This window comes from Thalassospira xianhensis MCCC 1A02616 (assembly GCF_003326475.1).
In the GTDB taxonomy this organism is placed as follows: domain Bacteria; phylum Pseudomonadota; class Alphaproteobacteria; order Rhodospirillales; family Thalassospiraceae; genus Thalassospira; species Thalassospira xianhensis.
Genome location: NZ_JPWA01000022.1, coordinates 54,676 through 74,169 on the forward strand (window position 1 = coordinate 54,676; position 19,494 = coordinate 74,169).

16 protein-coding genes are annotated in these 19,494 nt (G+C 54.8%); 4 read left to right on the forward strand and 12 right to left on the reverse strand.

Annotation, left to right across the window (positions count from 1 at the left end):
* Positions 1-14: 14 nt before the first annotated feature.
* Positions 15-1,466: a dihydropyrimidinase gene (gene hydA / locus TH5_RS16805; RefSeq protein ID WP_114122809.1), complete on the forward strand. Its 1,452-nt coding sequence runs from the start codon at positions 15-17 to the stop codon at positions 1,464-1,466.
* Between the two features lie 58 nt (positions 1,467-1,524).
* Here hydA and sugE read toward each other — a convergent pair whose 3' ends face one another.
* Complete coding sequence (gene sugE, locus TH5_RS16810; RefSeq protein ID WP_114122810.1) at positions 1,525-1,845, reverse strand: quaternary ammonium compound efflux SMR transporter SugE; 321 nt, start codon at positions 1,843-1,845, stop codon at positions 1,525-1,527.
* A 189-nt stretch (positions 1,846-2,034) separates the two neighbouring features.
* Here sugE and mobA point away from each other — a divergent pair, with 189 nt between their 5' ends.
* Positions 2,035-2,685, forward strand: a complete 651-nt coding sequence (mobA, locus tag TH5_RS16815) for a molybdenum cofactor guanylyltransferase MobA (protein ID WP_114122811.1) — start codon at positions 2,035-2,037, stop codon at positions 2,683-2,685.
* Here mobA and TH5_RS16820 read toward each other — a convergent pair whose 3' ends face one another.
* From TH5_RS16820 to glpD, 9 genes are all read right to left on the reverse strand, one after another.
* Positions 2,686-3,534, reverse strand: a complete 849-nt coding sequence (locus tag TH5_RS16820) for an SEL1-like repeat protein (RefSeq protein WP_114122812.1) — start codon at positions 3,532-3,534, stop codon at positions 2,686-2,688.
* 114 nt (positions 3,535-3,648) lie between these two features.
* The gene (locus TH5_RS16825; RefSeq protein WP_114122813.1) at positions 3,649-5,964 is read right to left on the reverse strand and encodes a methyl-accepting chemotaxis protein; all 2,316 of its coding nucleotides are present in this window, start codon (positions 5,962-5,964) and stop codon (positions 3,649-3,651) included.
* A 206-nt stretch (positions 5,965-6,170) separates the two neighbouring features.
* The gene (locus tag TH5_RS16830) at positions 6,171-7,922 is read right to left on the reverse strand and encodes an ABC transporter substrate-binding protein (protein ID WP_097053690.1); all 1,752 of its coding nucleotides are present in this window, start codon (positions 7,920-7,922) and stop codon (positions 6,171-6,173) included.
* Between the two features lie 136 nt (positions 7,923-8,058).
* Positions 8,059-8,331, reverse strand: coding sequence for a DUF2160 domain-containing protein (locus TH5_RS16835; RefSeq protein WP_062950857.1), 273 nt, complete (start codon positions 8,329-8,331; stop codon positions 8,059-8,061).
* A gap of 25 nt (positions 8,332-8,356) precedes the next feature.
* On the reverse strand, positions 8,357-9,160 hold the full coding sequence (locus TH5_RS16840) for a carbohydrate ABC transporter permease (protein ID WP_062950863.1): 804 nt from the start codon (positions 9,158-9,160) through the stop codon (positions 8,357-8,359).
* Between the two features lies 1 nt (position 9,161).
* Complete coding sequence (locus TH5_RS16845; protein WP_062950865.1) at positions 9,162-10,034, reverse strand: carbohydrate ABC transporter permease; 873 nt, start codon at positions 10,032-10,034, stop codon at positions 9,162-9,164.
* Between the two features lie 13 nt (positions 10,035-10,047).
* Positions 10,048-11,142, reverse strand: coding sequence for an ABC transporter ATP-binding protein (locus TH5_RS16850; RefSeq protein ID WP_062950867.1), 1,095 nt, complete (start codon positions 11,140-11,142; stop codon positions 10,048-10,050).
* A 15-nt stretch (positions 11,143-11,157) separates the two neighbouring features.
* Complete coding sequence (locus TH5_RS16855) at positions 11,158-12,258, reverse strand: ABC transporter ATP-binding protein (protein ID WP_114122814.1); 1,101 nt, start codon at positions 12,256-12,258, stop codon at positions 11,158-11,160.
* The gene (gene glpD / locus TH5_RS16860) at positions 12,255-13,796 is read right to left on the reverse strand and encodes a glycerol-3-phosphate dehydrogenase (protein WP_114122815.1); all 1,542 of its coding nucleotides are present in this window, start codon (positions 13,794-13,796) and stop codon (positions 12,255-12,257) included. Before glpD ends, TH5_RS16855 begins: the two co-directional genes overlap by 4 nt.
* A gap of 565 nt (positions 13,797-14,361) precedes the next feature.
* Here glpD and TH5_RS16865 point away from each other — a divergent pair.
* Positions 14,362-15,822 (forward strand): NAD-dependent succinate-semialdehyde dehydrogenase, encoded by a 1,461-nt coding sequence (locus TH5_RS16865; RefSeq protein WP_114122832.1) that lies wholly within the window; start codon positions 14,362-14,364, stop codon positions 15,820-15,822.
* A gap of 77 nt (positions 15,823-15,899) precedes the next feature.
* Here the strand turns inward: TH5_RS16865 and TH5_RS16870 are convergent, their stop codons facing one another.
* The gene (locus TH5_RS16870) at positions 15,900-16,412 is read right to left on the reverse strand and encodes a hypothetical protein (RefSeq protein ID WP_114122816.1); all 513 of its coding nucleotides are present in this window, start codon (positions 16,410-16,412) and stop codon (positions 15,900-15,902) included.
* Positions 16,413-16,500: 88 nt separating this feature from the next.
* Positions 16,501-17,595: a UDP-N-acetyl glucosamine 2-epimerase gene (locus TH5_RS16875; RefSeq protein WP_114122817.1), complete on the reverse strand. Its 1,095-nt coding sequence runs from the start codon at positions 17,593-17,595 to the stop codon at positions 16,501-16,503.
* Between the two features lie 271 nt (positions 17,596-17,866).
* Here TH5_RS16875 and glpK point away from each other — a divergent pair, with 271 nt between their 5' ends.
* Positions 17,867-19,360, forward strand: a complete 1,494-nt coding sequence (gene glpK / locus TH5_RS16880) for a glycerol kinase GlpK (protein WP_114122818.1) — start codon at positions 17,867-17,869, stop codon at positions 19,358-19,360.
* The last annotated feature ends 134 nt before the right edge of the window (positions 19,361-19,494 follow it).

Sequence of the window (19,494 nt, forward strand, 5' to 3'; positions counted from 1 at the left end):
ACAAGGAGCCACCCATGTCCATGGTTATTCGTGGCGGAACAATCGTTACCGCCGATCTGACATACAAATCCGATATCCTGATTGAAGATGGCAAGATCGCCGCGATCGGTCAGAACCTGACCGGGGACAAGGTTGTTGATGCCGACGGCTGCTATGTCATGCCCGGCGGGATTGACCCGCACACCCATCTTGAAATGCCCTTTATGGGCACTTATTCCGAAGACGATTTTGAAAGTGGCACCAAGGCGGCGGTTGCCGGTGGCACAACCATGGTTGTTGATTTCTGCCTGCCGGCACCCAATCAGTCGCTGCTTGAAGCGCTTCAGGCGTGGGACAACAAATCGACCAAGGCGGTTTGCGATTATTCTTTCCACATGGCGATCACATGGTGGGGCGAGCAGGTCTTTGACGAGATGAAAATCGTTGTCGAAGAAAAGGGGATCAACACCTTCAAGCATTTCATGGCCTATAAGGGCGCTTTGATGGTCGATGATGATGAAATGTTTGCATCTTTCTCGCGCTGCTCGGAACTCGGCGCGATGCCGCTGGTGCATGCCGAAAACGGCGATGTGGTCGCGACCCTTCAGCAACGTCTGCTTGAAGCGGGTAATAACGGGCCCGAAGCGCACGCCTATTCCCGGCCTGTCGATGTCGAAGGTGAGGCGTGCAACCGTGCGATCATGATTGCTGATATGGCCAATGTGCCGCTTTATATCGTGCATGTGTCCTGTGAACCGGCGCACGAAGCCATTCGTCGCGCGCGAGCCAATGGCAAACGCGTGTTTGGTGAACCGCTGATCCAGCATCTGATTCTGGATGAAAGTGAATATGCGAACGCGGACTGGGATCACGCGGCCCGTCGCGTCATGTCCCCGCCTTTCCGCAGCAAACTGCATCAGGATGGTCTTTGGAACGGTCTGGCATCCGGTAGCCTGCAGGTCGTTGCGACCGACCATTGTGCCTTTACGACAAAGCAGAAACGTATGGGCGTTGGTGATTTTACCAAAATCCCGAACGGGACTGGTGGTCTTGAAGACCGCATGCCATTGCTGTGGACCTATGGCGTGAATACCGGTCGTCTGACGATGAATGAATTCGTGGCAGTGACTTCGACCAATATCGCCAAAATCCTGAATGTCTATCCGCGCAAAGGGGCAATCCTTGTGGGCGCTGATGCGGACCTTGTCGTCTGGGATCCGAAGGCATCGAAAACCATTACTGCCAAACATCAGCAGTCTGCCATCGATTACAACGTGTTCGAAGGACATGAAGTCACCGGTCTGCCGCGCTACACCATAAGCCGGGGCCGGATTGCCGCCGAGGAGGGCGTTGTCGTTGGCAAATGCGGTGATGGGGAGTTCGTCCCGCGTGAACCGTATCCGGCGGTTAACAAGGCGCTGTCAAAATGGAAGGAACTCACGTCTCCGCGCAAGGTGGAACGCAGCGGAATTCCAGCGGGCGTGTGATTTGATCCGCACTCAAGGGGATTTGGAAAGCGGGCGGCTTGAGGGCCGCCCGCTTTATTCAGGCAGGTTGGAAAAGCTTTAGCCCGATGATTCCCACAAGGATAAGGCCAATGGACATGATCCTTGCAAAGCTAAGGGCTTCGCCAAGGACGATTATGCCAAATATCACCGCGCCAACCGCACCGATCCCGGTCCATATCGCGTAAGCGGTGCCAAGCGGAATGCTGCGCATGGCAAAGGTCAGAAGCCAAAAGCTTCCGGCCATGGTAATCAGGGTGAAAATTGTCGGAACGGGTCTGGTAAAACCATCGGAATATTTAAGACCAGCAGCCCAACAGACTTCGAGAATTCCGGCCAAAAGCAATGCAATCCAAGCCATAACGGCCTCCTTGTTCAAAGGGGCCGTCCCCGGTCGTCATCATCAGGCGTATTCGGTCGTCCGATCGCGTGACAGCAAGCTGTCATTGTCTTTGACCCGAATATAAAGGCAAAATACTCCCACGGCAAATGCCCCGTGGGCAATGCTGCCATGTCACCCTGATCAGAATAAACGGACGTAATCCCGCCGATGCCAGCCAAAGCAAACAGCATATCCAATGACCCGAGAGTCGCCGGATTGATCTTGGCCGGGGGCGAGGGGCGACGTATGGGCGGGAACAAGCCGTTTCGGGAACTGGCAGGCAAGCCATTGATTGCGCATGCGATCAGGGCAGCCGCCCTGCAATGCAACCATCTGATGATTTCAAGTAACCAAGACGCATCGTTGTTTGGAGCATTTAATTTGCCGGTCATCCCGGACAAACCCGAACCGGGGCACGGGCCGTTGGGCGGTATTCTGGGGGGATTGTCGGCATTGCCCGATGATATCGACTGGCTGGTCTCGTTCCCGGTCGACTGCCCGATTGTGCCCAACGATATGGCCCTGCAATTGATCGAGGCTGCGACAGATACGGGAAAAAAAGCAGCCTTTGCCAGTCATGCCGGGCGGCACCATTATCTGTCGGCCGTTTGGCATCGCGATACGGGCGAGATCATTATGCGTCAATTGGCGGCAGATGACCGCCGTGTTGGCGGGGCCTTGCTCGTTGCCAATGCTGTTGTCGTCGATTTCCCGGTTGGACCGAGTCAAAGCACGCCCTTTATCAATATCAATACACCAACCGACCTGAATGCGATGGATGCCGTTCTGGCAAGCCTGATCAATCTGTCTGATCGATAATCAGCGAACGGCACAGGGGCGCCAAGGCTTCCAAGCTTTGTAATCGGCAAAGAAGTCAGACAGGAACTGGTCGACATTGGCCCGGTTTTGAGCGCGTGCGGCGGGTTTAAGGTCCTCGTCATATTTCGCGCAGGTCCGCTCGACCGCCATGCCGATTTCTTTCCAATCGACATTGGCCGCATGGCCGGGCAGGCCGGATGCGATTGCACACCAGCCGACAGCCCCGACGCGGTCATCCTTTTCGCGCGAAATTTCGGCAAGATAGGCGGCAGCGCGCAGTTCGCCTTTTTCAGCCGCGGCGGAAAGATAGCTGATGCGGTCCTCGTCGTTTTCGGCAAAGCGGGTGGCAAGCAGGGTTGCCGCCCGCGGGTCTCCTTCGTTCCAGGCATCCGCCAAAAGTTCTTTTGCATGCGCCTTGTCGCCTTGGTCAATCGCATCAAGGGCAAGCCACAGCATGGCCTGTGTCTGTTTTTGTTCGGCGGCGGTCATGTAAAGCGACTTGATGTTTTCCTTATCACCATTCGTTGCTTCCAACCGGCGGGCAAGAACCATGCTGGCGTCGGGTTGGGCGTTATTGGCGGCGGATTCCATCATGGCCCAGCCCGCAGTCTGATCGGTTGGCACACCGATGCCGTTGATCATCTGGCAGGACAGCAGATATTGCGCGGTGGCATTGCCTTGTTCGGCAAGCGGCGCAAAGGTTTTGGCCGAGGATTCGAAATTGCCGTGACGATAGGAATTCACCCCTTCATCAAGCGGGGAAGCGGCAGGTGCCGTCGCCATCAGGCACAGTGTGACGCCTGCCGTGACGGCCGAGAATTTCAGGATATGCGCGATCGAATTTTTCATGCTGTTTCCTGTGTATCGTTTTTTGTTGGTTAATGAAACCGGACGAAAAAATTCCGGGACCCGACCGTGACGTTCGGGGGAAGGGCATCCTTATCGGGCCCCGGATAGGTGCGCTCACGGGAGGGAGGCTTCATTGATGGTTTCATTGCCTTGCTGTCGTGTTGCTGCCGTTTGCTCGGACCGGATGGAGTCAAGGAAGTCGCGCACGCGTTTCCCGAGGTCGTCCGATTGATGACGCAGGCGATCTGTTGCCTGACGCAGGCCATCGACGGCCTGCAGATTGTCGCCTGCGGCGGTGCTGACCTGTGCAATCGTTTCATTCATTTCGCTGGCGGCGGTGGCGGATTGTTCGACGTTGCTGGCGATTTCGGCGACAAATTCCTGCTGTTCGTCGACGGCCGCCGACATTTCGCCGACCGTTTCGTGAATGCCGGTGATGCTGTCGCGGATGGTGGCGATGGCCTGTACCGCGACACCGGTTGTTGTCTGGATACCGGTGATGCGCTGGGCAATCCGGTCGGTTGCCGTGCCGGTCTGATTGGCAAGGTTTTTGACCTCTTGTGCGACGACTGCAAAGCCTTTGCCCGCGTCGCCTGCACGGGCGGCCTCGATTGTTGCATTCAGGGCCAAAAGGTTGGTTTGGGCGGCGATATCCTGGATAAGGTTAAGGATTTCACCGATTTCTTGGGCACCGGTTTCAAGTTCGTGCATGGTGTCGCTGGTTTGACGGGCAGCATCGACTGCGTTGGTCGCGGCATTCACCGACTGCTGGGCACGAAGGCCGGTATCACGCACGCGTTCGGACAGCGATTGCGCCGCGTCGGAAACGGACGCCATATTGATCGATATTTCCTCGGACGCACCGGCAACGCCGGTGGCATTGCTGGATGCGATTTCTGCCTGTTCACGCACCTGATTGGATGTTGTCTGGATGTTTTCGGCTTCGCGTGACACATCCTTTGCGACCTGCATCACCGATGCCTCGAACGCGTCGGCCAGTTCCAGCATGGCGCGGCGACGTTCGGTTTCGGCGATTTCGCGTTCGCGGGCGACATTTTCCTCGGCCCGCTGGGCGGCAAGGCTTGTTTCTCGGAACTGGCCGAGAATTTCGGCCATGCGACCGATTTCATCGCGACCGGTATCGCGAACCTCGGTCGAAAGATCGCCATTCGCTACTCGGCGCATGCCGTCAATTACGCGGAGCAGGCGTTTGATCAGGTTACCCCGGACATAGAAAATAAGGATCAACAGAGAAATCACCAGTACCGCAATACCGATCAGGGCAATCACCTGCTGATCGCGAACCACCTGCGACAGGGCGTTGGCAGCACTGTTATCGACCTCAAGACGTTTGGCATCGACCAGTTGTTCGATGGATGCGCTCAGCGCTTCGGCGCTGGTCAGGGTGGCGTCAAGGGTTTGCTCGGTTTTGTACTGATTATCCCATTCGGTTTCACGCAGATCAAAAACGCTGTCTTTGCCAGCACCATAAACCATCAATGCCTCGGCCAGTTTTTTGATCTGGGTGCCATCATTGTTATCGGGCAGTTTTTCCAGTGCGTCCGAAATTCGAAGTTCCGCCCAGCTCCACTGATTGCGGACTTCGTCCATGGCATCGCCTTCTGGCACGGCGATGGCTGCGGTCAGCATGCCGAATGCAAGGTTCACATTGGCGCGGATTTCCGAAATTAGCTGGGAAAATTTGATGGTTTCTTCAAGTTCGCCCGCTGCATCGCTATTGCCCCCGGCAATACGCGATATGCCGCGCGATACATCGATATCGACAACCTCGACCAGCGGATTGATGAATTCCGAAAGGTCGCTATAGGCAAAGACCATATCAAGAGTCAGATCACCACGCTGCCTTTCAAGTTCAAGCCGCTGCATGGTCAATTCATGAAGCGTATTACGGCGGGCAACAATATCGTCAAGCTGCGCGGTCAGGGTTTCAATCGCATCGACGGTAACGGTTTGTGTCGGCTCCCCGATCTGCTCCTGCGCTTGATCAGGATTCTGATTTGGTATTTCGGTGTTACCTGCATTTGCGTCAGTTTCGGCATCCGCCGCAGCGACGGGCAGCATCAGGGGTTCCGGATTGGTTACGGCAATTTCGTCAAGGCGGGTGCGGGCATCACTGATCAGGGCATCAAGGCGTGCCTCGGTTTCAGCCAGTTCATCGGCATTGCGGGATGTGGCCAGAACCGGTGCCTGAGCCGCCAGTCCAACACCATCCATGGCAAGTTCCATCTGCCGGATGATTGAAGGCAGGCTGTCGGTGGTGATGTCGGCGACAAGCGCGCGACTGTTGCCAAACGAGATCCAGGAAACCACCGATGAAATACCGGCCAGTACCAGAATCAGGGCAAAAGAAGCCATGAGCCGACCTTGAATGCCAAGGCCAGCGCGACGTTTTTCAATCGCGGTATTCACTGTTTCCTCCCTGTCTTGCCCGCCATGAGCCAGACATTCCCCTTACGGGGTCTTGCATCCGGTTTGCCAGATGTCCCGGGTTTTTATCGATCCATAAAGCTGGATCGTGCTTTGAAATCGATATGAACAAATAAGTTGTCGGAAAAATCGGCGGGACGGCCGGGGATGATAGATCATCCCCGGCACCCCCAGTTGTGTGGCCAAGATTATTTCTGGGCCGCACTCCATTCCGCGATCAGATCGTCGTATTTGACGGTCTCACCCTGCGGTTTTTCGTTATCAAGCTTCGGCTTCGGAGCACCGGGCTGGTCGAACCAGTACTGTGCATCCTGTTCCTCGTTCAGTTTCGGTGCGCATTCGCCACCGATGCCTGCGCGTTCAAGACGTTCCAGAACGCGGTCCATTGCCGTTGCAAGGTTATCCATGGCTTCCTGCGGGGTCCGTTCGCCGGTTACAGCTTCGGCAACGTTCTGCCACCAGAGCTGAGCCAGTTTCGGGTAATCCGGAACGTTGGTACCGGTCGGAGACCACTGGACGCGGGCCGGGGAACGATAGAATTCAACCAGACCGCCCCAGTTCGGTGCGATGTCACTCATGGCCTGGGTATCCAGGTCAGACTGACGGATCGGGGTCAGGCCGGTCAGGGTCTTTTTCAGCGAGGTTGTTTTCGAGGTCACGAACTGTGCGTACAGCCATGCTGCCTGACGGCGTTCCGGCGGGGTGGACTTCATGAGAGTCCAGGAGCCCACGTCCTGATAGCCAAGCTTCATGCCTTCTTCCCAGTACGGGCCGTGCGGCGAAGGTGCCATACGCCATTTCGGCGTGCCATCTTCGTTCACAACCGGGGTGCCTTTTTTCGCCATGTCGGCGGTGAAGGCGGTGTACCAGAAGATCTGCTGGGCGATCTGGCCCTGTGCCGGAACCGGGCCGGCTTCGCCAAAGGTCATGCCGGCTGCTTCTGGCGGGGCATAGGCTTTGAGCCAGTCGATGTATTTGGTCAGGGCGTAAACAGCGGCCGGGCCGTTTGCCGCACCACCACGGGTCACGCTGGAACCTGCAGGTGCGCAGCCTTCAACGCGAATACCCCATTCATCAACCGGAAGACCGTTCGGGATGCCCTTGTCACCAGCGCCAGCCATCGAAAGCCACGCGTCAGTGAAGCGCCAACCTAGGGATGGGTCTTTTTTGCCGTAGTCCATGTGACCATAGACTTTTTTACCGTCGATTTCTTTCACGTCATTGGTGAAGAATTCGGCGATGTCTTCGTATGCCGACCAGTTGACCGGAACACCCAGATCATAGCCGTATTTGTCCTTGAACTGCTTCTGCAGGTCTTCACGCTGGAACCAGTCATAACGGAACCAGTAAAGGTTCGCGAACTGCTGGTCGGGAAGCTGATAAAGTTTGCCATCCGGACCGGTGGTGAAGGACAGGCCGATGAAGTCTTCAAGGTCGAGTGTCGGCGAGGTAACGTCCTTGCCTTCGCCGGCCATGAAGTCGGTCAGCGGAACGACCGCATCGTAACGCGAATGCGTGCCGATCAGGTCGGAGTCATTGATGTAGGCGTCATAAATATTACGACCGGACTGCATTTGGGTCTGCAGTTTTTCGATCACGTCGCCTTCACCGATCAGGTCATGGGTCAGCTTGATCCCGGTGATTTCCGAGAAGGCTTTGGCCAGAACCTTTGATTCATATTCGTGCGTGGTGATGGTTTCGGACACCACGTTGATTTCCATGCCGCGGAACGGCTCGGCTGCCTTGATGAACCATTCGAGTTCGGCCATCTGGGCATCTTTATCAAGGCTCGACGGCTGGAATTCGCTATCGATCCATTTTTTTGCCGCGTCGGTGTACTGGTCTGCTGCTGCCGGATTGGCAAAGACTGCAAGACCGAGTGCGACCGCAACTGCACTGCCTTTAATAATGGCAGAGGAGCCTTTGGCTTTGACGATCATGTCGTTCCTCCCTGGTTGTCTTCCATTGCACTTCCGGAAAAATCCGGTTCACCAGCGATGGGGGAAGACAGTACCCGTCGTGGTGAATGACGACAGGAACGGCACCGTTGCAGGACACGGTACCGTTCCGGATTATTCAGCCCCAGCGCATCACGATGATGAGCCAGAAAAGGGCAACGATTGATGCGATCCAGATGGCGGCATCGCTAAATGCCATAAAACCAAGATGGATATAGGCCGCACCAAGCAAACCGATGAAAAGGCGATCCCCGCGGGTTGTCGTCAGGGGTAAAAAGCCCCGGCGTGGAACAGTCGGCGAGACTGCCTGCCATATTCCCATTCCGATCAGCATCAGGATGATGCAAGAAAAGAACACGGCGGTAATCGGGGTCCAGGCCATCCAAGTCATTGTTTTATTCCTTCCTGTTTTCCGATTACACGCGACCCATCGCGAAGCCCTTGGCGATGTAGTTGCGAACGAACCAGATCACCAACGCGCCAGGCACGATTGTCAGAACACCCGCAGCCGCCAGAACACCCCAATCAAGCCCCGATGCCGAAACGGTACGGGTCATGGTGGCCACGATCGGTTTGGCATCGACCGACGTCAGTGTGCGTGCCAGCAACAGTTCAACCCAACTGAACATAAAGCAGAAGAAGGCCGTCACACCGATGCCCGAACGGATCAGCGGAATGAATATCGTGGTGAAGAAGCGCGGGAAGGAATAACCGTCGATATAAGCTGTTTCGTCGATTTCCTTTGGAATACCCGACATGAAACCTTCGAGGATCCAGACCGCCAGCGGCACGTTGAACAGGCAATGTGCAAGCGCCACAGCGATATGGGTATCGAACAGGCCGACACTTGAATAAAGCTGGAAAAACGGCAGCAGGAACACGGCAGGCGGTGCCATGCGGTTGGTCAGAAGCCAGAAGAACAGATGCTTGTCACCGGTGAAGTTATAGCGGGAAAAAGCATATGCCGCGGGCAGGGCAACCAGAAGCGAGATCACAACGTTGATCCCGACATAGATCATCGAGTTGATATAGCCTGAATACCATGCCGGATCGGTCAGGATGGTCGCATAGTTCGCCAGCGTCGGATTTTCCGGGAACAGGGTCATTGCGCCCAGGATTTCCGAATTGGTCTTGATCGACATGTTGAACAGCCAATAGATCGGCAGCAACAGGAACACGATATAAAGAAGAAGTGCGATATGACGTTTCTGGAACCGCATTTTATTGTTCCTCCCGCTTTCCGGCGTTCATCACGACGGTATAGAAAACCCAGCAAACCAGCAGAATGATCAGGAAGTAGATCAGCGAGAATGCCGCAGCCGGACCAAGGTCGAACTGACCCACAGCAATCGTGACCAAAAACTGGCTGAGGAATGTGGTAGCCGTACCTGGCCCGCCGCCCGTAAGCACGAAAGGCTCGGTATAGATCATGAAGCTGTCCATAAAGCGCAGCAGAACACCGATCACGAGAACCGACTGCATTTTCGGAAGCTGGATAAACCGGAAAACGGCCCAGTTCGATGCACCATCGATCTTGGCAGCCTGATAATAGGCATCCGGGATCGAACGAAGACCGGCATAGCACAGAAGGACAATCAGGCTGGTCCAGTGCCACACATCCATGACAAGAACGGTCACCCAGGCATCCATCGGGTTCTGGCTGTAATTATAGTCCATGCCAATCATGTTGAGGGCATAACCGCCAAGACCGATATCGGCACGACCAAAAATCTGCCAGATGGTGCCGACCACGTTCCATGGAATAAGCAACGGCAAAGCCAGAAGAACCATGCAGGCCGAAACGCCCCAGCCTTTGCGTGGCAGCGTTAAAGCTATGCCGATGCCCAGCGGAATTTCAATGAACAGCACGCTGCCGGTATAAATGATCTGACGGATCAGGGCATCATGCAGGCGGCTGTCTTCAAGGACCTGACGGAACCAGTCCGCCCCGACAAAGAAACGAGTTTGCGGATCGAAAATATCCTGAACCGAATAGTTCACAACCGTCATCAGCGGGATAATTGCGCTGATTGCGACGATAAAGAAGACCGGCAGGACGAGGAACCATGCCTTATTGTTGGTAATCTTGTTCATTTCCCCATCCCCCTCATGCGACCAGCTGGCTGTCGGCGTAAAGCTTGGTCCATTCCGGTGCAAACCGGAGGATGCCGCTTTGGCCGGTGATCTGCTGATCTTCGCTGACTTTGACCTTCATTTCGGACGAGCCGAACCGGGTGGTTGCGATCTTGTATTGGCCAAGGTCTTCGACCTTGACGATATTGACTTCGATCCCGTTATCGCCTTCGGAACCGCTGTCGGTTTCGATGCGCAGGAATTCGGGGCGGATGCCAAGTTCAATTTGCCCGGATGCCTTGGAAACGGCTTCCATGTGGCGATCCGAAAGGGCGATGCGTTTGCCATCAATCCAGGCCGCACCGGCATCGATATTACACGGCATGATATTCATGCCCGGGCTTCCGATGAAGTAGCCGACAAAGGTATGGGCCGGATTTTCAAACAGTTCCTGCGGGGTACCAAGCTGCACGACCTTGCCGCCATACATGACAACGACCTTATCGGCAAATGTCAGGGCTTCGACCTGGTCATGGGTCACATAGACCATGGTCGGGCGCAGTTTGTTGTGAATTTCCTTGAGCTTGCGGCGCAGGACCCATTTCAGATGCGGGTCGATCACGGTCAGCGGTTCGTCAAACAGGATGGCCGAAACATCGTCGCGAACCAACCCGCGGCCAAGCGAGATCGTCTGCTTTTCATCTGCACCCAGACCACGCGCCTTTTGCTTCAGCTTGCCGGTCAGGTCGAGCATTCCGGCAATTTCTCGCACCCGTTCATCAACCCGTTTGGGATCAACACCGCGGTTACGCAGCGGAAAGGCAAGGTTTTCGTAAACGGTCATGGTGTCGTAAATGACCGGGAATTGGAAAACCTGCGCGATATTGCGTTCTTCGGGGGCCAGTTTGGTGACGTCCTTGCCATCAAACAGGACCTGTCCCTCGGACGGGGTCAGAAGGCCGGAAATGATGTTAAGCAAAGTCGTCTTGCCGCAGCCCGACGGGCCAAGAAGGGCATAAGCCCCGCCATCTTCCCAGACATGTTCCATGCGGCGAAGGGCGTAATCCTCGTCCCCTTTCGGTTCGGGGAAGTATGAATGCGCAAGGCTTTTAAGATCGATACGTGCCATTTTAGTTCTCCAACCTCAGGCGGCCTTGCCATTTTGAATTTCAACAGGCGGTGCCGCCACAAGGCGATCATTGGCGTCATAGGCAAACAGACGTTTGGGGTCGACATAGAAGGTGGCCGCCTCGCCAAGCCGCGGGTTGTGCACACCTTCTTCCTGAATCACCCAGGAAACGTCGTTGAAATGAACATGGACAAAGGTTTCCGAACCGGTGATTTCAGCCAGTTCAACCTGGCCCTGCATCGCCACGCATTCGGCACTGGTCTGATCGACCGACAGGTGATTGGCGCGAACTCCGATGGTGTATTGTCCATCGGTAAGGGCCGAAAGATGACCGGCGAGCGGGACCTGATGGCCGCTTGCCAGATAGAGGGCACCATCACGGACGTCGGCCTTGACCAGATTGATCGGCGGATCGGAAAAGATCAGGCCGGTCTCGACAAAGGCCGGATTGTGATAAACCTGCGTGGTCGGGCCGAATTGGGTGACGCGGCCTTCATGCATCACCGCACATTTACCACCCAGCAAAAGGGCTTCCATCGGCTCGGTGGTGGCATAAACGACAATCGTGTCGCGTTCAGCCAGAAGGTTCGGGATTTCCTCGCGCAGTTCTTCGCGCAGTTTGTAATCAAGGTTGACCAGTGGTTCGTCGAGCAGAAGCAGGGTGCAATCCTTGACCATGGCGCGCGCCATTGCAGTACGCTGCTGCTGACCGCCCGAAAGTTCCTGCGGCAGACGATCAAGCAGATGTTCGATATGCATCAGTTCGGCGGTGGATTTCACACGGCGTTCAATTTCAGCAGCATCAACGCCCTGCAATTTCAGGGGGGACGCGATATTGTCATAGACTCTCATCGACGGATAATTGATGAACTGCTGATAGACCATCGCAACGTTGCGTTTCTGAACGGGCATGCCGGTGACATCGTTGCCATTGACCAGAATGCGCCCGCTGGTTGGTGGTTCAAGACCTGCCATAATGCGCATCAGCGTCGTCTTGCCCGCCAGGGTCCGCCCGAGAAGGACGTTAAATGATCCCGGCTCCAGAGACATCGACACGTCGTCGATGTGGGTTTCTCCTCCCACGGTCTTGGTTATGTTTTCAAGCGTAAGGGTCATTTCACATTTGTTCCTTCGCCCGTTTTCACGGCGTCATTCGATTTGGTTTCAGTTGCAAACCATTGCGCAATGGCGGTCTGGGCATCCTTTGACAGATGCAGGCCGAGTTTGGATCGGCGCCACAATACGTCATCGGGAGTGCGTGCCCATTCCTGATCCGCCAGATAACGCAGTTCGCATTCGTAAATATCATCGCCAAGATGCGTGCCCAGCCCGGAAAGGTCGGATGCATCGCCAATGATGGTGTGGGTCAGTGTGCCGTAGTTTCGCACGTAGCGGTAGAGTTGAGCCGCCGGAATCCAAGGAAATTTCTTTTGCGTTGCAGCAAGATAGCTTTCGAAATCGCCATTTGGCATGTCGCCGCCCGGAAGGGCGACGCTATCAGTCCAGCGATCATCTGCAATCCCGAGATAGGGGGAAAGTTTGCTCATCGCTGATTCGGCTAGCTTGCGATAGGTGGTGATTTTGCCGCCATAAATGTTCAGAAGCGGCGCACCCTTGTCGCCATTATCAATTTCAAGAACATAGTCGCGCGTGACCTGGGATGCATCTTCGGAGCCGTCACCATAAAGCGGACGAACGCCGGAATAGGACCAGACGACATCGATCGGCGAGATTTTCTGCGTGAAATAGGTATTGGCGAGTTCGCACAGATAGCTGATTTCATCTGCGCTGATCGCAACCTTTGACGGATCGCCTTTATAATCGCGGTCCGTGGTGCCAATCAGGGTGAAATCCTGTTCGTAGGGGATGGCAAAAACGATACGGCCATCCGGATTCTGGAAAATATAGCAGTAATCATGGTCAAACAGCTTTGGCACCACGATGTGGCTGCCCTGAACCATGCGAATGCCCTGCTTCTTTTTGGCTTCGACACGTTTTTCAAGGATTTCCGCACACCATGGACCGGCGGCATTGACCAGCGACCTAGCTTTGACTGTGTGTTCGCCGGTATTGTCCCGAACGGTGACAGACCACAGATCGCCCTCTCGTCTGGCGGCAACACATTCGGTTCCGACCCGGATGTCTGCACCGCGATTACGTGCATCCATCGCGTTAAGGACGACAAGACGGGCATCCTGCACCCAACAATCGGAATAGACGAATGCCTTTTCCATGTCGGCAATCAGCGGCGCACCGGCGACATGCTGCTTCAGGCGGATACCTTCCGAACCGGGAAGTTTTTCGCGGCCACCAAGATGGTCATACAGGAATAGGCCCAGCCGGATCATCCAAGCCGGACGCAATCCTTTGACATGGGGCAGAACGAAACGAAGAGGCCAGATAATGTGCGGGGCGGCGTTCAAAAGTACTTCGCGCTCAATCAGGGCCTCCCGCACAAGACGGAATTCGTAATGCTCAAGATAACGCAACCCGCCATGGATCAGCTTTGTGCTGGCCGATGAAGTCGCACTTGCAAGGTCGTTCTTTTCGCAAAGAAAGACCTTGAGGCCACGGCCGGACGCATCACGCGCAATGCCTGCGCCATTGATGCCACCGCCAATGATGGCAATGTCGTATGTTTCTGAATTGAGCAACCGCTTCCTCCCTGATTGCTCTGATTTGTGACAGATGTTCTCAACTGTCATTCTGTTCTTTCAAAAACGTTACGAACCACCAAAAATAATTGCAAGCGAAAATTATGAAGAATTTTAATTTTCGATAACGAAATAAGAATGTAGGGTTGTAATGGTTTGTAATATCTGGATTCTTTGTGGCTGACGGATTTGTTTTGTTTCCGGGGGAATAGCTGGGTTGAACCGGTTTGCTTCGGGAAAACGCCCAGAATCGTTTGAAACCGAAAAAAATGAATGCGGCCATCTGTTCCCCCAAGGCATAAGATTGCGGCCTTAAATCACGCGCAACTTGCCTCGCCCGAGTGGGGCGGATTGGGAAAACGACCCTTTGCCGATCGGTTCTGCGAAAAACCGTGCCGCATCAGAAGCCAGACGCAATCTTGTTGCAAAGCGTTGTACGCAAGGTGTTTGTGATTGCCAAATGGGCTTTTTCCTTGCGAAGATGTGGCAACCACCACGGATCGAACTAGATGATGGTCATGACTTTCATGCTTCGATCCCAAAGCAAAATTCCGGAGGCATTCCCATGGTTTCTCTAAAAGACCCGTCCTTGTTTACCCAGCAGGCCTATATCGGCGGTGAATGGGTCGACGCCCCAGACGGCAAAACTGAACAGGTTACCAATCCCGCGACGGGCGAAGTGCTTGGCATAGTGCCGGTGCTGGGCCGTGATGCCGTTGCTCACGCGATTGAGGTTGCCGAAAAGGCGCAAAAGCAGTGGAAGAAACGCACGGCCAAGGAACGGTCGGCCATTCTGATGAAATGGTACGACCTGATGATGGAAAATCAGGAAGACCTAGCGCGCCTGATGACGGCCGAACAGGGCAAGCCGCTTGCGGAATCGCGCGGAGAAATTGCCTATGCCTCGTCCTTCCTGCAATGGTTCGCCGAAGAAGGTAAACGTATCTATGGTGACGTCATTCCGACCTTCGCACCAGGGCGGCGGGTTGTTGTTCTGAAAGAACCGGTTGGGGTTTGTGCCGCGATCACGCCTTGGAACTTCCCTACCGCGATGATCACCCGCAAGGCCGCACCGGCATTGGCCGTGGGCTGTGCGATGGTTGTCAAACCGGCGATGGAAACACCGTATTCTGCACTTGCGATGGCGGTTCTTGCCGAACGCGCCGGTTTGCCCAAGGGGCTTTTGTCGATTGTCACCGGGGACGCGAAGACCATCGGTGCGGAAATGACCGAAAACCCGATTGTTCGTAAACTGACGTTTACCGGTTCGACCGCTGTTGGCCGTTTGCTGATGCGTCAGTGCGCCGACACTGTCAAGAAAATCAGTCTTGAGCTTGGTGGTAATGCTCCGTTCATTGTCTGTGAAGATGCCGATATCGATGCTGCGGTCGAAGGGGCGATTGCCTCGAAATACCGCAATAGCGGCCAGACCTGTGTTTGTGCCAACCGTATCTTTGTTCATGACGCCGTCTATGACGAATTTGCCGAAAAATACGCTGCCAAGGCATCGGCAATGAAAGTGGGCGATGGCACCGAAGAAGGCGTTGTTCTTGGTCCGCTGATTACGGAAAAGGCTGTCGAGAAAGTCGAAAACCAGATTGCCGATGCGCTTTCCAAGGGCGGTCGGGTTTTGACCGGTGGCAAGCGCCACGCAAAGGGCGGCAGTTTCTTCGAACCTACCGTGATTGCCGATGCCAACCGCGACATGCTGGTCTTCCGCGAGGAAACTTTCGGTCCGATGGCACCGCTGATCCGTTTCCACAGCGATGATGAAGTGCTGGAAATGGCCAACGATTCCGAGTTCGGCCTGGCATCGTACTTCTATTCGCGTGATATCAGCCGTATCTGGAAACTTGCCGAAGGCCTTGAAACCGGTCTGGTCGGCGTCAATGCCGGTGTGATTGCGACGGAAGTAGCTCCGTTTGGCGGTTACAAGCAATCTGGTATCGGCCGCGAAGGCTCGAAATACGGGGCCGAGGATTACCTTGAAGTCAAATATGTCTGCATGGCAGGCATCGACGATTAAGGCATTTTCGGATTTCCGAAACGAGAAAGGCGCTGTCACTTCGACAGCGCCTTTTGTTGTTGCATGAAATCGCAATGTTATGCTGCGCTATCGTGCTTTTTCTTGTCATCGGGTGTGATCGACTGGACCGAGCCATCTGACAATTCCGATTGAAGAGCGGTGAAAACGTCAAACATGCGCGGGTTGAATGCGATTTCTGCCTGCATGCGATCACGCCGTTCTGACGGGGTTTCATCACCGTCATTTTGCTTGTTGGCAAGCGTCGCGCCATTCAGCTTCTGTTCGATCGCGTCCGAAATGGATTTTTCGATTGCCTGACGGTCGGTTGCATTCATCTTTGCCAGGCTTTCCTCATCAAGGCCCATTGATTGCAGGATCTTGCGACGCATCTCTTCGATCTTGCGCTCTTCAATTTCCTTCACATAGGTCGTAAAGCCGTGTTCCTTGATATAGGCGATATCGGCATTTTTTTCCTTGTTCTCTTCGGGCAGGGGCTGACTGTTCGAGGCAATGGTTTTTGCCGCCGCATAGGTGCTTTTCGCACTGGATGCGATGTTGCTGATGCTCATCAGGGTGTCATATATTGCCATCCCGATCCTCCATGGGAAAATAATGCCGGTAAAAAGAAATCATGGGATCGCAGTTTGCAAATCCCGTGCCGCGATTTATCGGAAAACTTTACCGGGCAAGGGCAATCAGCGTATCAAGCATTCGGATGGCTGCCTTGCCATCCCAACCGGCAGGCCGGAAAGGAACTGGTGGTGCTATTCTGGCGGTAAGGTTGGTGGTGGTTTGGATCAGATCTGCCGGTTCGCAAAGTTCCAGCGCTGACGCGTCAAGTGCGCTCGCGCGTTCGGTGGTTGGTCGCAGAATGCATCCCGCCTTGCCGAGCCACGCGCATTCATCAATCATCCCGCCGGAATCCGTTATCACATAGCGCGCGGCAACAAGAACCGCCAGAAAATCGGGATAGAGCATCGGCGCTACGATCTTGATGTTTTCGGCATTGCGGATGCGACGCCAAAGGCCGCTTTGTGCAAGGGCGCCTTGTGCACGCGGGTGAAGTGGCCAGATAATTGGGGTTTCGCGGGCAAGGTCGATAATTGCGTCGATTATCGAAGACATGCGAACAAGATTATCGATATTTTCCGCCCGATGCAGCGTCAGCAAAACCGAGCCGGTTTGCGTCGATGAAGACAGGATCGCTGTTGTTGATTCGCCAAAGCGAAGCATCGCATCAATTACGATATTACCGACATTGTGAATGCCTTTTGCATTGATGCCTTCGTTATGGAGGTTGTTGACTGCGGCTTCATCCGGGGCCCAGTGCATATCGCACAGGCTGTCAATTTCCGTTCGGTTGGCTTCCTCGGCAACAGCATCAAAACCGCCGCGCAATCCGGCTTCAAGATGGATCAGGTAAACGGAATTCCTTTTGGCTGCGTGCGCGACACCCAAAGATCCGTTAACATCGCCGATGACAATCGTCGCCTGAGCCGGTGATTGAGCGAGCATCCTCCAGTAGGCATCATCTGCATTCTGAATAAGCGTGTGCCTGTTATTTCCTGGTTGCCCGATTCCAAACCGGATTTCAGGGGCAGGTAAACCAAGCGAATGACGCAGGCCTTCAGAAAGGGCCAGATCCCAATGTTGGCCGGTATCGATCAGGCGAAGGATAAAGGGCAGATCATCACGCTTTTCCTGCCATGCCAGATAAAGTGCCGCAGCCTTGATCAGGTTGGGGCGGGTGCCATAGACCAGATCGATGATCATTGCGGCGTTTTTCCTGATGAATGCTCAAACCGGGTTGGTGTGCGGTAAGGTGTTGTCTTCTATATCATTTTGGCGAACCTGTTGCCAAACGGGATATAGAGGTTGACAAAGAATCTGATCAAATTTTCGAAAACGAATTGTTTTTGGCGCGATTTTTTTCTAAATAGAAACACAAAATCAGTTGAACCAGCCGAATGCGTGGTGACAATCAGGTGCCGCAAAGGGCTGCGAGGGTACGACAGACCAACTGTCGGCTTGGGAGGAAACAGAAATGACCGATACACGCTACATTCTGGCGATTGATCAGGGAACCACCAGTTCGCGCGCCATCGTTTTCGATGCCAATGGTCGATCAGTGGCCGTCGCGCAGCAGGAATTCCCGCAACATTTCCCCAATAGTGGCTGGGTCGAGCATGATCCCGAAGACCTTTGGGAAACAGTTGTTACCGTTTGTCGCGAAGCCCTGTCTCGGGTCGATATTGCCAATGTCGCAGCGATTGGCATCACCAACCAGCGTGAAACCACGGTGGTCTGGGATCGTAAAACCGGGAAGGCGGTCTATAACGCCATCGTTTGGCAGGATCGTCGTACCGCCGCACTTTGCCATGATCTGAAACGGCGCGATCCAGAACTTGAAACGGATGTGAATAACCGAAGTGGGCTTTTGATCGACCCCTATTTTTCGGCGACGAAGGTTGCGTGGATACTCGACCATGTGACCGGTGCGCGGGCCCGCGCCGAACAGGGCGATCTGGCGTTTGGCACCGTCGATTCATTCCTGCTGTGGCGTTTGACCGGGGGGAGGTCGCATGCGACCGATGCGACCAATGCGGCGCGGACCAATCTTTTCAACATTCGTGACAATGCTTGGGATGACCGGTTGTGCGAAATCTTCCGTGTGCCCAAGGGTATGCTGCCCGAGGTCAAGGATTGTGCTGCCGATTTCGGTATGGTCGATGCGGAACTGTTTGGTCGCGAAATTCCGGTGCTGGGTATGGCCGGCGACCAACAGGCCGCTGCATTCGGTCAATGCTGTTTTGAACCCGGCGATATAAAAAGTACCTATGGCACCGGTTGCTTCGTGATCCTCAATACCGGGGATGAGGCTGTAACCTCACAGCACCGTTTGCTGACCACGGTCGGGTATCGTTTGAATGGCGAAACCAGCTATGCCATCGAAGGGGCGATCTTTGTCGCCGGTGCGGCGGTGCAGTGGTTGCGCGACGGACTTGGTATCATCAAGTCGGCCGCCGAAAGCGAAGGATTGGCCAAATCGCTTGATGACAATCACGGTGTTTATCTTGTTCCGGCCTTTACCGGACTTGGCGCACCTTATTGGGATCCGGATGCGCGCGGTGCCATTTTCGGGCTGACCCGCGATACAGGTCCGCGCGAATTCGTCCGTGCGGCACTTGAAAGCGTTTGTTATCAGACGTTTGACCTGTTCGAGGCCATGGCGGCAGATGGTGTATCACCCAAAGCCGTTCGGGTTGATGGCGGTATGGTTGCCAATGACTGGCTGTGCCAATATCTGTCCGACATTCTGGATATTCCGGTTCAGCGACCCGTGGTGACGGAAACGACCGCCCTTGGTGCGGCGTATCTTGCCGGTTTGCAGGCGGGTATCTATCGCGATCTCGGCCATATTGCCGAAAACTGGCACATGGACGCCGAATTCAAACCGGAACTTGAAGGAGGTCGTCGCAATCATCTTTTGACCGGTTGGAAAAATGCAGTCAAACGGGTGATGACGGATCAGGGTTGATCAGGCAGGGGGCCATCGGCCAGTTTTACGGGCTGGTCATTGTCGAAATTGCTTTGTAAGATCGGGACGGTACCGTGCGGTACCGTCCTTTCTTTTTGCGGGATGTTCGCCCGTACTTTCATGGAACTGCTGTT

Excerpts from the sequence above, each read along its gene's own strand:
- hydA (WP_114122809.1), top strand. The coding sequence starts at position 15 with ATGTCCATGGTTATTCGTGGCGGAACAATCGTTACCGCCGATCTGACA.
- sugE (WP_114122810.1), bottom strand. The coding sequence starts at position 1,845 with ATGGCTTGGATTGCATTGCTTTTGGCCGGAATTCTCGAAGTCTGTTGG.
- mobA (WP_114122811.1), top strand. The coding sequence starts at position 2,035 with ATGCCAGCCAAAGCAAACAGCATATCCAATGACCCGAGAGTCGCCGGA.
- TH5_RS16820 (WP_114122812.1), bottom strand. The coding sequence starts at position 3,534 with ATGAAAAATTCGATCGCGCATATCCTGAAATTCTCGGCCGTCACGGCA.
- TH5_RS16830 (WP_097053690.1), bottom strand. The coding sequence starts at position 7,922 with ATGATCGTCAAAGCCAAAGGCTCCTCTGCCATTATTAAAGGCAGTGCA.
- TH5_RS16835 (WP_062950857.1), bottom strand. The coding sequence starts at position 8,331 with ATGACTTGGATGGCCTGGACCCCGATTACCGCCGTGTTCTTTTCTTGC.
- TH5_RS16840 (WP_062950863.1), bottom strand. The coding sequence starts at position 9,160 with ATGCGGTTCCAGAAACGTCATATCGCACTTCTTCTTTATATCGTGTTC.
- TH5_RS16845 (WP_062950865.1), bottom strand. The coding sequence starts at position 10,034 with ATGAACAAGATTACCAACAATAAGGCATGGTTCCTCGTCCTGCCGGTC.
- TH5_RS16850 (WP_062950867.1), bottom strand. The coding sequence starts at position 11,142 with ATGGCACGTATCGATCTTAAAAGCCTTGCGCATTCATACTTCCCCGAA.
- TH5_RS16855 (WP_114122814.1), bottom strand. The coding sequence starts at position 12,258 with ATGACCCTTACGCTTGAAAACATAACCAAGACCGTGGGAGGAGAAACC.
- TH5_RS16865 (WP_114122832.1), top strand. The coding sequence starts at position 14,362 with ATGGTTTCTCTAAAAGACCCGTCCTTGTTTACCCAGCAGGCCTATATC.
- TH5_RS16870 (WP_114122816.1), bottom strand. The coding sequence starts at position 16,412 with ATGGCAATATATGACACCCTGATGAGCATCAGCAACATCGCATCCAGT.
- TH5_RS16875 (WP_114122817.1), bottom strand. The coding sequence starts at position 17,595 with ATGATCATCGATCTGGTCTATGGCACCCGCCCCAACCTGATCAAGGCT.
- glpK (WP_114122818.1), top strand. The coding sequence starts at position 17,867 with ATGACCGATACACGCTACATTCTGGCGATTGATCAGGGAACCACCAGT.